This is a genomic window from Pseudomonas sp. NCHU5216, from assembly GCF_052156495.1.
In the GTDB taxonomy this organism is placed as follows: domain Bacteria; phylum Pseudomonadota; class Gammaproteobacteria; order Pseudomonadales; family Pseudomonadaceae; genus Aquipseudomonas.
This window is the reverse complement of the sequence record NZ_JBQLIX010000003.1, coordinates 194,315-206,156: the sequence shown is the minus strand read 5'-3', so window position 1 is coordinate 206,156 and position 11,842 is coordinate 194,315. Positions and strand designations below refer to the sequence as shown.

Annotated in this window: 13 protein-coding genes; 8 read left to right on the top strand and 5 right to left on the bottom strand. The window is 63.4% G+C overall.

Annotated features, from left to right (window positions below; genetic code table 11):
- Positions 1–70: 70 nt before the first annotated feature.
- Positions 71–1,249 (bottom strand): ABC transporter substrate-binding protein, encoded by a 1,179-nt coding sequence (locus ACSVIK_RS04075; protein ID WP_442443090.1) that lies wholly within the window; start codon positions 1,247–1,249, stop codon positions 71–73.
- A gap of 224 nt (positions 1,250–1,473) precedes the next feature.
- Between ACSVIK_RS04075 and ACSVIK_RS04070 the strand changes: the two genes are divergently transcribed.
- The 6 genes from ACSVIK_RS04070 (at position 1,474) to ACSVIK_RS04045 (ending at position 5,431) form a co-directional block, all read left to right on the top strand.
- The gene (locus ACSVIK_RS04070) at positions 1,474–1,911 is read left to right on the top strand and encodes a copper-binding protein (RefSeq protein WP_442443089.1); all 438 of its coding nucleotides are present in this window, start codon (positions 1,474–1,476) and stop codon (positions 1,909–1,911) included.
- 13 nt (positions 1,912–1,924) lie between these two features.
- Positions 1,925–3,190: a HAMP domain-containing sensor histidine kinase gene (locus ACSVIK_RS04065; protein WP_442443088.1), complete on the top strand. Its 1,266-nt coding sequence runs from the start codon at positions 1,925–1,927 to the stop codon at positions 3,188–3,190.
- Complete coding sequence (locus tag ACSVIK_RS04060) at positions 3,187–3,837, top strand: response regulator transcription factor (RefSeq protein WP_442443087.1); 651 nt, start codon at positions 3,187–3,189, stop codon at positions 3,835–3,837. Before ACSVIK_RS04065 ends, ACSVIK_RS04060 begins: the two co-directional genes overlap by 4 nt.
- A 227-nt stretch (positions 3,838–4,064) precedes the next feature.
- Complete coding sequence (locus ACSVIK_RS04055) at positions 4,065–4,370, top strand: hypothetical protein (RefSeq protein WP_442443086.1); 306 nt, start codon at positions 4,065–4,067, stop codon at positions 4,368–4,370.
- Positions 4,371–4,550: 180 nt separating this feature from the next.
- Positions 4,551–4,925, top strand: coding sequence for a hypothetical protein (locus tag ACSVIK_RS04050; RefSeq protein ID WP_442443085.1), 375 nt, complete (start codon positions 4,551–4,553; stop codon positions 4,923–4,925).
- 101 nt (positions 4,926–5,026) lie between these two features.
- The gene (locus ACSVIK_RS04045) at positions 5,027–5,431 is read left to right on the top strand and encodes a hypothetical protein (RefSeq protein ID WP_442443084.1); all 405 of its coding nucleotides are present in this window, start codon (positions 5,027–5,029) and stop codon (positions 5,429–5,431) included.
- Positions 5,432–5,569: 138 nt separating this feature from the next.
- Here ACSVIK_RS04045 and ACSVIK_RS04040 read toward each other — a convergent pair whose 3' ends face one another.
- From ACSVIK_RS04040 to exaA, 4 genes are all read right to left on the bottom strand, one after another.
- Positions 5,570–6,871, bottom strand: coding sequence for a PQQ-dependent sugar dehydrogenase (locus tag ACSVIK_RS04040; protein WP_442443083.1), 1,302 nt, complete (start codon positions 6,869–6,871; stop codon positions 5,570–5,572).
- On the bottom strand, positions 6,868–7,293 hold the full coding sequence (locus ACSVIK_RS04035; protein WP_442443082.1) for a DUF2231 domain-containing protein: 426 nt from the start codon (positions 7,291–7,293) through the stop codon (positions 6,868–6,870). The genes ACSVIK_RS04040 and ACSVIK_RS04035 overlap by 4 nt, the downstream gene beginning before the upstream one ends.
- Before the next feature lie 180 nt (positions 7,294–7,473).
- The gene (locus ACSVIK_RS04030) at positions 7,474–8,133 is read right to left on the bottom strand and encodes a pentapeptide repeat-containing protein (protein ID WP_442443081.1); all 660 of its coding nucleotides are present in this window, start codon (positions 8,131–8,133) and stop codon (positions 7,474–7,476) included.
- Between the two features lie 212 nt (positions 8,134–8,345).
- Positions 8,346–10,208, bottom strand: coding sequence for a quinoprotein ethanol dehydrogenase (gene exaA / locus ACSVIK_RS04025; RefSeq protein WP_442443080.1), 1,863 nt, complete (start codon positions 10,206–10,208; stop codon positions 8,346–8,348).
- A gap of 289 nt (positions 10,209–10,497) precedes the next feature.
- On the opposite strand from exaA, the gene pedF reads away from it, so the two are divergent.
- On the top strand, positions 10,498–10,920 hold the full coding sequence (gene pedF, locus ACSVIK_RS04020) for a cytochrome c-550 PedF (protein ID WP_442443079.1): 423 nt from the start codon (positions 10,498–10,500) through the stop codon (positions 10,918–10,920).
- Positions 10,921–10,968: 48 nt separating this feature from the next.
- Positions 10,969–11,841 carry a substrate-binding periplasmic protein gene (locus tag ACSVIK_RS04015; protein WP_442443146.1) on the top strand — a complete coding sequence of 291 codons (873 nt, stop codon included), beginning with the start codon at positions 10,969–10,971 and terminating at the stop codon, positions 11,839–11,841.
- The last annotated feature ends 1 nt before the right edge of the window (position 11,842 follow it).

Below are 11,842 nucleotides of genomic sequence, written 5' to 3'. Positions count from 1 at the left end.
GTCTTGGGCGGCAGTGGTGCGCGCAGCGCACCCTACGGCTCGGTGTGGGTAGGGTGCGCCGTGCGCACCATCAGTTGGCGGTGCCCGCCAGATCGCAGCTCACTTCAGGCTGGTCATAACCGAGGCTGTCCATCTCGTTGCTGGGGTGGAGAAAACCTTCCTGCGGCGAGGTGCTGACCAGCGCGCGCGGGTGCACCAGCTCGATGGGTTGGCGCAGCTCGCCATTCCACGGGCGGAAGCTCAGCTTGCGGCCCTTGAAGCCATCCAACGGCAGGTCGGCGGACAGCGCCAGAGCGCGAATGGCCTGCGGCTCGGCGGCGCGCAGCTTGGTCACGGCGGCGGCGATGCTGCGCACGGCCATCCAGGCGGCGAAGTCGCGATCGTTCATCCAGCGCCCGGCCAACTCCTCGAAGCGCTTCTGCAATTGCGCGGCGCCGAAGGTTTCCACTGTCTTGTGCCAGGCGGTCGGGGTCAGGCCCTGGGTGCCGGCCACCGGGCGCGGCAGCCAGGTGTTGTAGGGCAGGTATTCGCCGAAGTCGCCGCGCTCGTCGGCCACCAGCACCACGTCGTACTCGCCGGCCTGGGTGAACAACGGCATCTCCGCCTGGGCGCTGCGGCGCTGGTCGTTGTCGAAGCTCCAGGGCTTCTCGGCGATGATCTTGTGGCCGAAGCGTTTGGCCGCGCGCTTGAGCGCGGCGGCGTAGGCGCTGTCGTCCTCGGTGTTGCCGGTCACCAGCAGCCAGCGCGTCCATTTCCGCACCGCGAGAAACTGCGCCAGGGCATCGGCCAGCATGGCGCGGCTGGGCAGGGTGTGCAGCACGTTGCCCAGGCACTGTTCGCGGCGCAGGTCATCATCGGCACTGCCGGCATTGAACAACAGGCTGTCCGGCAGGCGTTCGCTGAGCAGGCGCAGGGTGGCGACCGGGGCGTTGACCACGAACAGGCGAATGCCGGCCTGGTGCTGCTGCTCGGCAGCGGCGAGCAACTCATCGGCCTGCTCGCTCTCGGCGCTGTGCAACTCGAACTGCTGCTTGAGGAAGCGCCCGGTGCTGTTGCTGTCGATGATCGCCAGTTCGGCGCCACGGCGCCCTGCGTCGGTGGGTTCGGGAATGACGTTGGACAGCAGCGGGCCACGCGGTGGCTGATGCGCCAGGTAGCCGATGCGCACCTGCAGCTCGTCCGCGCTGGCGCCCAGGGTCAGGCCGAGACTGGCGAACAGGCAGAGCAGGGCGTGGCTGAGCAGGCGCATGGGGCGGCTCCATCGGAGGATGCCGTCAGCATAGGAAGGGCGGCCTGCTCGGGAAATATGCCCAAGGTAGTGCCCGCCACCTACGAAGGTCGTAGTCCGTCACGCCAATTGGCGCGGCCAGCCGGCCCAAAGTACCAGCCCGCTAGTACCAAGGTAGTAACCCGGTGTGGGGCTTTACTTCCTAGCATGGCAGGCACCGCCCAATAACAATAACGGTGACCTTCATGCGTATTTTCAAGGCCCTGCTGCTGCCTTTGTTGCTGATCATCAGCCTGCTCGGCGTCGATCAGTTGCACGCCGCCGGCGACATGACCCGCCGCCCGGTGGCGCTGCCCGACCTGGTGCTGGGCAACGACGACAGCGACTACTTCATGTCGCAGCACGAATACCAGCTTGAAACCGGCCAGGCCTACCAGCTCAAGGTCATCGCCAGCGGGCAGAAGGAATACGCCTTCCAGGCGCCGGAGTTCGCCACTGCCATCTACCTGCGCAAGGTCGAGGCCGGCGGCGTGGAGGTCAAGGCCATGACCCTCACCGAGCTGGAGTTCGAGGACGCCGGCGAGGCGGAAATCTTCTTCCTGCCGGTCAAACCGGGCAAATACCGCTTCTATGCCAAGGGCTTGGAAGGCAAGGGCATGCTCGGCTACTTCGTGGTCAAGTAGCGCGGCCACGCAGATGAGCGCCCTCGGCCGCATCAACCTGGTGGTCAGCCTGCTCTTCGTGCTGGTGACCCTGGCCGGGCTGACGCTGCTGCTGCGCCAGGCCAGTCATGACGTGCAGCGTGAGCTGCAGGCCGCCGAGGCGGTGGTGGAATACCTCGGCGAAGTGGCGCGCACCAACCCCGGCAGCCTGCGTCCGGAACTGACCGAGAACCTGCGGCATATCCGCGTGAGCTGGTTGCGCCCCGGCGAGCAGCCCAGGGCGCAGAGCAAGAGCCTGGTCGAGCGCTGGATCGCCGAACGCCTGCTGGGTTCGACGACGCTGGTGAGCGATGCCTGGCCGCTGGCCGATGGCCGTGAATTGCATATTGCCCTCGACCCCTTCGACGAGATCGAGGAAATCCAGGACTCGCTACTGCAACTGCTGTTGCTCAGTGCCTTCGCCCTGATCCTCAGCCTGCTCACCATCCGCTTCGCCGTGCGCCGCGCCCGCCGTGTGCTGGACGAACTGCTCACCGGCCTGCGCCAGGTCGGGGCCGGCCACTTCGACACCCGCCTGCGTGACCACGGTTTGGCCGAGGCCAAACGCCTGGCTGGGCACTTCAATGACATGGCCATCACCCTGCAGCAGGTGCAGGCGGACAACGTCGAGCTGACCCAATCCCTGCTGGAGCTGCAGGAGCGCGAGCGCACGCGCCTCGGCCAGACCCTGCATGACGACCTCGGCCAGTACCTCAGCGGCATTCGCGCCCAGGCCTGCCTGCTCAAGGTGATCGCCGACCGCCCGCAACAGGTGCAAGACACCGCGCGCCTGCTGGACGACAACTGCGAACGCCTGCAGCAGGGCTTTCGCAGCCTGATCCGCGATCTCTACCCGGTGGTGCTGGAGCGCCTGGAGCTGGGCCCGGCATTGCAACAACTGGCCGCCGACTGGCAGCAGGCGCAAGGCATTCGCTGCCGCCTGCAACTGGGTGAACAACTGCCGAGCCTGCCGCTGGCGAGCAAGGCCCATCTCTATCGCCTGGTGCAGGAGGCGCTGACCAATGTGGCCCGCCATGCCGATGCCAGCGAAGTGCGCATTCGCCTGCAACGCCGTGGCCAGGGCCTGCGCCTGCTGGTGCGCGACAACGGCCAGGGCACGGCATTGCCGCTACGCCCCGGCATCGGCCTGCGCTCGATGCGCGAACGCAGCCGCAGCCTGGGCGGAGAACTGCGCCTGCACAGCCGCCCACAAGCGGGCTGGGCGCTGTGCCTGAACATTCCCCTGGAGGCAACGTCATGAAAGTTTTGCTGGTAGACGACCACGCCGTGGTGCGCCAGGGCTACGCCAGCCTGCTGCGCGCGCTGTTGCCGGACGTGCAACTGCGCGAGGCCTGCGACGGCGAACAGGCCCTGCAACGGGTGCAGGAAGAGATCCCCAACCTGGTGATCATGGACATCGGCCTGCCCGGCATCAGCGGCCTGGAAACCACCCGCCGCCTGCGCCAGCGCCTGCCGCAACTGCGCGTGCTGTTCTTCAGCATGCACGACGAGCTACCGCTGGTGCGTCAGGCGTTGGACGCTGGCGCCATCGGCTACCTGACCAAGAACTCCTCACCGGAAGTGCTGGTAGAAGCGGTCAAACGTACCGCCGCCGGCCACGCCTATATCGAACAACCCCTGGCCACCCAGCTTGCTTGCAACCCCACCAGCGCAGATGGCCTCGACCCACGCCTACGCGAGCTGACCCAGCGCGAATTCGAGATATTCGTCATGCTCGCCCGCGGCCTGCCACCGAAGCAGATCGCCGAGAAGCTATGCATCAGCGCCAAGACCCTGTCCAACTACCAGACCCTGGTAAAGAACAAACTGCAGATCGCCTCGCAGGCGGAGCTGGTGCATTTGGCGATTGATAGTGGGGTGGTTCGGGTGGGGTTGGAGAGTGCTTGAGGTAGGGGGGCGGGCTGCAATGGTCTGCTTGCTGAGGTGATTCCTACAAAAACCTAATATCTGGAACAAACAGTGTGCTCCTGGCATCGCCTGTAGGCTCGCCGCAAACCATTGATTAGGTGTAGATTCTAGACGCAGAACTATGGCGGGTGTGCGGTGTTAGGCCGAGTTCTCGTGTAATAGAGTAATGTGGCTTTTATCCGATCGGTGTCATGTGGGAGAACAGCATGAATGAGCAATATATTAATGCCCTAAGTCGTCAGGTCGATCATTTGAAGTTGCATGTCGAAAGCCAGAAGCAACTGATAGATCGCTCTCTCGAATGCTTGGCTCAAGTGAAGGCGTCTCTTTCTGTTAGTAAGGCAATAAAAAGTGCTAGCGGGGAGGTGTTGTCGCTGCATGAACAGGAAATGTACAAGTCTTTAATTGTTGAGGCTTATGATGCTGTCTCAAAGCAAATGGAGTGCCTACAAAAAATGGAGTTGGAAATGAGGACGATGGAGGCTGAGCTTTCCGCGGTGGGCAGTGAATGAAATGGCAAGTTTCGCGTCTTTTACATTGAGGGTAAATAGTTCGGATATTGATATTTTCCATGCTCTGAGTGGGAAAGCTGTCCTCGACTCTCTGCGGGCTGTTGCTGGGCGTTGCTGACTCAGTTGGCGACGCAGAACGTTGGATACTTGCTCCCGCGCGGGCATGAGGAAACATCAATAATGAGTATCTATATAGAAAATTTAGGCTGTAGAGAGTTCGACTGGTTCGCCATGGATAGCGAAGGGTGTTTCGGATTGTTCTCTACTGCAGGTGAAGGTACGATTCCTAGCTCCGTTATGCGGGCCTATGCTGAGCATGACACTGTTTCGGAGCAGCTCGAATCGCCTAATTGGGGCAGCTCAGAAGTATGGTCTGATTATGCAGCTCTTGGATTTTATGTTTACGATTGGAGTTTGCATGGCGGCCCTTATGTGCGAAAGTGTGTGCCTTCTAAGGTTATGGGTGACGAGCTAAAGGCAAAGCTAATGCACATGGTTAGTCTTTATAAATTCCCTGGCGAGTTCTCGGGGTTAAAGGAGTTTTCGGAGGTGTAGCTCGTAGAACACTCGGTCTTGAACGTTCCCACCTCTGAGTGGGAATGGGTAGCTCCCAAGTCAGGCATAAGAGTCATGCCAAAATTTGAGGTGTTAGATCAATGGAAAAGGATTTGCTTCATCTCATAATAAGGCGCGACCTGAAACAGGTAAGCGATGAGGAGTGGGCGAGCTCCGCAGGGCTTGTTATAACCAAGTCTGGGCTCTCGAAAGTCGAGTTCTGTGATGCCTATTCACGTCTCGTTGCCAGTGAATTCTTGATCGGAGAGCTTTCGTATGCCGAAGGTGATTTAGCGATGAATCGGCTATCGACGCTTTTTCGCGAACCACTTTCCGGTTTTTCCTTGAAAATTTATCTGGCTTTTGATGCCGGTGAATATCACCGCTCAAAAGATACCGCGAGTACCGCTCCATGGCTGGTTTATACATTGCCTCTTGTCATCGAGGCTCTGAAATCTAGCGAAGTATTGAGTAGCTCGGATATCCTTCCCGGCAACGGTGGATGAAAAAAGCGTCAGCTACGCGCCCCGATCCACCCTGCGCTGCGATGGAGTTTGTAGGGTGGACAACGCGAAGCTTGTCCACCATGTCCGCAGCTCAGATGCCGAGGGTGGAAACGCTTTGCCGTTTCCACCCTTACAGCCTTATTCGCCACCTTCGCGCACCACCCGCCAAACCGTATTCGCCAGATCATCCGCCACGATCAGCGCGCCGCGCGGGTCGACCGTTACGCCCACCGGGCGGCCGCGGGTCTTGCCGTCTTCGCCGCGAAAGCCGGTGACGAAGTCGATGGGGTCGCCTGCGGGGCGGCCATTCTCAAAGGGCACGAAGACCACCTTGTAGCCCACCGGATCCTCGCGGTTCCAGCTACCGTGCTCGCCGACGAATACGCCGTCGGCATAGCGCTCGCCCATCACTTCGCTGGAGAAGTCCAGGCCCAGGGCGGCGACGTGGGCGCCGAGGGCGTAGTCCGGGGCGATGGCGCTGGCCACCTTGTCCGGGTTCTGCGGCTTCACACGTGGGTCGACGTTCTGCCCCCAGTAGCTGTAGGGCCAGCCGTAGAAGGCGCCTTCCTTGACCGAGGTGAGGTAGTCGGGCACCAGGTTCTCGCCCAGTTCGTCGCGCTCGTTGGCCACCGCCCACAGGGTACCGGTGCCCGGCTGAATGGCCAGTGCGGTGGGGTTGCGCAGGCCGGTGGCGTAGGGCTTGTGGGCGCCGGTTGCGGCGTCGATTTGCCAGACCATGGCGCGATCGGCTTCCACCTCCATGCCGCGCTCGGTGATATTGCTGTTGGAGCCGATGCCGACGTACAGGTAGCGGCCATCCTCGCTGACGGTCAGCGCCTTGGTCCAGTGGTGGTTGATCTCCGAGGGCAGGTCGGTGACCTTGCTGGGCGGGCCCATGGCCTGGGTCTGGCCTTCGCTGTAGTCGAAGCGCACCAGGGCGTCCTGGTTGGCCACGTACAGATTGCCCTGGTACAAGGCCAGGCCGTAGGGGGCGTTGAGGTTTTCCGCGAAGACGGTCTGCAGTTCATAGGCGCCGTCACCGTCGGCGTCGCGCAGCAGGGTCAGGCGATTGCCGCTTTCCACCGAGGTGGTGCCGCTCGATTTGATCATGCCGGCGATCACGTCCTTGGGCTTGAGCTTGGGGGCATTGCCGCCACGGCCTTCGGCGACCAGGATGTCGCCGTTGGGTAGCACCAGAGTCTGCCGAGGAATCTTCAGGTCGGTGGCGATGGCGCTGATGCTGAAGCCTTCCGGCACGCTGGGCTTCTGCTCGCCCCAGGGCGTCGGTTCGGCAATGTTCATGCTCGGCAGCAGCCCGCGTGCCGGCTCGGGCAGTTGCGGTTGGGCGCCGGTGGTCTGTTGCGGGTTGCCGGGATCTTCACCACAAGCGCTGAGCAGCAGGGCGAGGGGCAGGGTGGACAGTAGTTTGGCGAGGTTCATCGGTCATCTCCCATGCGTGGTTGGGCGAGGCCGACCCAGGCGGCGACGCAGGCCAGCAGGGCGACGATGAGCGAGAGCAGCAGCCCCCAGGGCATGGCGGCCCAGGCGTCCTTGGCATGCTCCAGGGCATTGACCAGGCCGACGAGCCAGGTGGCCAGAAGCAGCAGGAAGTAGGTGCTGGCATGTCCGTTACCGCGTTCGCGGAACAGGCCGACCAGGGCGAACAGCAGGGCCAGGCCGGCGAAGAGCATGCCACCGGCGATCAGCCAGGAGGCGAAGTTGCTCCATTGAATCTGGTAGCTGCGGTAGTAGGCGAAATCACTGAGCAGGGCGCCGAGAAACAGCGGCACCTGGCCGCAGAGCAGTATGGCGTGCAACGGGCTCAGGGTGTTGGGGTAGGCGTGTGAGGTTGCGGTGGTCACGGCAGGTCCTTCTAGGTCGGTGAGATGGATGGCCCTCGCGAGAGTGGCCTCGATCTGACTGTCCTAAGAAGTGATTGCCTGCCGAGAGCATGGTTCAGATTGTTTGTGTGATCCGTCCCACGCTCTGCGTGGAAGCGCAGCCCTCGACGATCTGCGTCCGCTGCAGGTCATTGTGCCCCCTCAGTCCCAGCCCTCGGGGCACTCGACGCAGCCGGGCATATTGGCATCCTGAAAGTTGCCGAAGCGCACGCGGGCGCCACTGAGGTTGGCGTTTTCTAGGTTGGAGCCGCCGAGCTTCACTTCCTGCAGATTGGCGTCTTCAAGGTGCGCGCCCTTGAGGTCGGCCTTGCTCAGCCAGGTCATTTCCAGGTTGGCGGCCTGCAGTTGCACGTCGTGCAGCTTGGCCCCGGAGAGGCGGGCGAACTCCAGGTTGGCGGCGCGCATGTCGGCCCCCTCGAATTGCGCGGCCTGGGCGAACAGGCCCCAGCCGCCGATGGCCACCAGGCTGGCGCCGGAAAGGTCGGCCAGGCGCAGGTTGCTCTGTTGCAGGCTGGCGCGGTTGAGGTTGGCGCCGCGCAGTTTGGCCTTTTCCAGGTTGGCCAGGTCGAGGTTGGCGTGACGTAGGTCGGCGCCGGACAGATCGGCGCCGGACAGGTCCATGCGGCGCAGGTCGAGGTTGCGCAGATCGGCACCGCGCAGATCGGCCTTGGGGCATTTGCTGTCGGGTTCGAGACGGCAGCCGTTGATCTGCGGCACGCCGTCGTTGTTGGTCTCGGCGCCGATGGCGTGGCTGCCGAGCACCAGCAGCAGGGCTGGGATGAGTAGAGGCAGATAGTTCATGGCGAGTCCTCATGTAGGGTGCGCTGTGCGCACCAATGGGGCAGTGCAGTTGTGTAGCTTGGGTAGAGCGGCGCGAAACCCGGGAACGGGCTCCCCGGGTTTCGCTGGGCTCTACCCAGGCTACGGCGCTACGGGGCAGTGCAGAGGGCGAGATTGCAACGCGAAGAGCTGGTGCGCATGGCGCACCCTACGGTGCGCCATGCGTTCAGCCCTCAGCGCTGGGCGCTGGCCTTGTCCCAGCTCGGCAGCTTGAACACCCAGAAGGAGCCGCCCTGGGCGACCGGCTTGGTCAACTCAGCCATGTCGCCGCCCCACAGCGGCACAGCGCCGCCGTAACCAGCGGTCACACCGATGTATTGCTCGCCGTCCTGCTCCCAGGTGATGGGCGGGGAGATGATCCCGGTGCCGACCTGGAACTTCCACAGCTCCTTGCCGTTCTTGGCGTCGAAGGCCTTGAAGTAGCCGTCGCCGGTGCCGGTGAACACCAGGTTGCCCTTGGTGGCCAGCACGCCGGCCCACAGCGGCAGGCGCTCCTTGTGCTCCCACACGACCTTGCCGGTGGTGGGGTTCATGGCGCGCAGGATGCCGACGTGGTCGTCGAACAGGCGCTTGATACGGAAGCCCATGCCCAGGTAGGCGGAGCCTTTCTTGTAGTGCGGCTCCTCGGCCCAGTAGTCCTCCTTCCAGTGGTTGGCCGGTACGTAGAACAGGCCGGTGTCCTGGCTGTAGGCCATGGGGTTCCAGTTCTTGCCGCCGAGGAAGGGCGGCGAGACTTCCACCGCTTCGCCCTTGCTTTCACCCGGCTTGGGCTTGGGTGGGCGCTGGCCTTCGTTTTCCACCGGGCGGCCGGTTTCCAGGTCGATATGGCTGGCCCAGGTGATCTTGTCGACGAAGGGGAAGGCGTTCTTCAGCTTGCCGTTGGCGCGGTCGACCACGTAGAAGAAACCGTTGCGGTCGGCGTGGGCGGTGGCCTTGGTGACCTTGCCGTCCTTGTCCTTGTAGTCGAACAGCACCAGCTCGTTGTTGCCGGAGAAGTCCCAGGTGTCGTTGGGGGTGTGCTGGTAGAACCACTTCACTTCGCCGGTGGTGGGGTCGACGCCGACCTGGCCGGAGGTGTAGAGGCTGTCGTAGTCGTGCGGGTTGCCGCCGTCGGCGGTACGCGCCCAGCCGTTCCACGGGGCCGGGTTGCCGGCGCCGACGATGATGGTGTTGGTTTCGGCATCGAAGCTGGCGCTCTGCCACGGCGCGCCGCCGCCCTGGCTCCAGGCCTGTTTCTTGCCGGTGGGCGAGTTGGGATCGTCCGGCCAGCTCGGCGCTTTCACGTCGCCGGTGGGGGTGCTGTCCTTGCCGTTGAGGCGGCCCATATGGCCTTCGACGAAGGGGCGCATCCAGACTTCCTCGCCGGTCTCCGGGTCGCGGGCGAACAGGCGGCCAACCACGCCGAATTCGTCGCCGGAGCTGCCGTGGATCAGCAGCACCTTGCCGGTCTTGCCGTCCTTCACCAGGGTCGGGGCGCCGGTCATGGTGTAGCCGGCGGCGTGGTCGGCGAACTTCTTGTTCCAGACCACCTTGCCGGTGTCCTTGTTCAGCGCCACGACGCGGGCGTCGAGGGTGCCGAAGTAGATCTTGTCGCCGTAGATGGCGGCGCCACGGTTGACCACGTCGCAGCACGGGCGAATGTTGTCGGGCAGGCGGTGGCTGTAGGTCCACAGGCGCTTGCCGGTCTTGGCGTCAAGGGCGAATACCCGCGAGTAGGAGCCGGTCACGTAGATCACGCCGTCATGGATGATGGCCTGGGATTCCTGGCCGCGCTGTTTCTCGTCGCCGAAGGAGTAGCTCCAGGCCGGGGTCAGCTTGAACACGTTGTCGGCATTGACCTGGGTGAGCGGGCTCCAGCGCTGGGCGTTGGTGCCCATGCCGTACTGCAGCACGTTGTTGGTGGTGGCGTGGTCATTGGCGATGTCTTCCCAGGTGACCGGCTTGGCCAGCGCGCCCAGGCTCAGCGCCAGGCCGCCGGCCAGCATCAGGGCAAGGGCCAGGGGGCGAGGGCTGCTGGGTAGGTTTCTTGTTGTCATGGTCGTGCTTCCCGTTGGAGTTGAAAGTGCCGCAGTGGCAAGCCGATGGTGGTGCCCGGCCAGCTCCGCGCCTACGGAAAAACTCCCGACTTCGCCGGGAGGATTTCCCAGTCGCCCCATGACTTGGCCTTGCTGCCAAGGCATCAGCCAAACCCCCACCCAAGCCCTACTACCAAGGGACTAGAACGCGGCCACCAAAGCAGGATTCGGTGCGCGCGGGGGCCTTTCTAAGATGGACGCCACAAGCTCGAAACGGGCTGTTCGGCGTGCATTCGATGAGGTCCTAGCCATGAACAAGAAGAAGATCCAAACCACCCTGGCCCTGATGCTGCTGGCCGCGTCCACCCAGCTTTGGGCGCACGGCGATGTGGTGCCCCAGGCGGTCAATACCGATGGCCTGGAACCCTTGGGCGAAGAGTGGCTGGACGAGAATCCCTACAGTGGCAACCCGCGCGCCATCGAGATCGGCGCCTCGGCCTACAACCAGAACTGCGCCGCCTGCCATGGCCTGGAAGCTAAATCCGGCGGCATCGCCCCGGATCTGCGCCTGCTGGAACTGGGCGCCAGTGGCGACGAGTGGTTCAAGGAGCGGGTGATCAACGGCGCAGTGCGCGACGGTCGCGTCTACATGCCGAAGATGGCCGACTACCTGAGCCAGGAAGCCCTGTGGGCGGTGCGCAGCTACCTGGAGAGCGTGCACGTCGAGGAGTAGCGCTTGATGATCAATCCGCTGCGCTCGTGCTTCACGACCTTCGCGGCCATGTGCCGGCTGCTCTTGCTGAGCGGCTTGTTGCTGTGCCTGGGCGTCGCCCAGGCGCAGGTGCGTGACTACGATCGCATCATGGAAGAGGGCGTATTGCGCGTGGCGCTTTACCAGAACTTCCCACCCTACAGCTTCGAGGAGGATGGCCAGCCGCGTGGCGTCGACTACGAACTGGCCAAGGCGCTGGCCGCAGGCTTGGGCCTGAAGCTGCAGGTGATCTGGGCTCCGCCCGGTGAGAAGCTCGACGACGACCTGCGCGACTATATCTGGCGTGGCCGGGTCACCGCTCAGGGCGAGCTGGCCGACCTGATGCTGCGCGTGCCTTATGACCGTGACTTCGCGCAGATGCGCAACGAACTGGGTGAGCTGGTCAACGAACGGGTGGTGATGTTCGGCCCCTATCAGCGCGAGCGCTGGCAACTGGCGTTCGACCGCCGTCGCCTGGCCGAAGTGCCGAGCATCAATGCTCTGCAGCAGCATCCCATTGGTGTCGAGGTGGACAGCGTGCCGTCGTTCTACCTCAGCTCCGCAATAGATGGCTTGCTGCGCTCGCAGGCACGCCACTATCCATCGCCGACCCTGGCCTTCGTCGCCATGCGCGCAGGCGAAGTGGACGCGGTGATGGCCCTGCGCGGCGAAGTGGACTGGCTGCTGCACGAGGCCAATGACCCGCAACTGGCACTGGCCGAGAACGCTTACCCGGACATGGGCCGGCAGATATGGGAGATCGGCATGGCGGTGCATGAAAGCAACCGGCAACTCGCCTATGCCCTGGAAGAACAGCTGGAAAAACTGATTCTCGATGGCTCGCTGGAGCGCCTCTACGGGCAGTACGGCCTGCGTTACGAGAAGCCCGAACAATACCAATAGG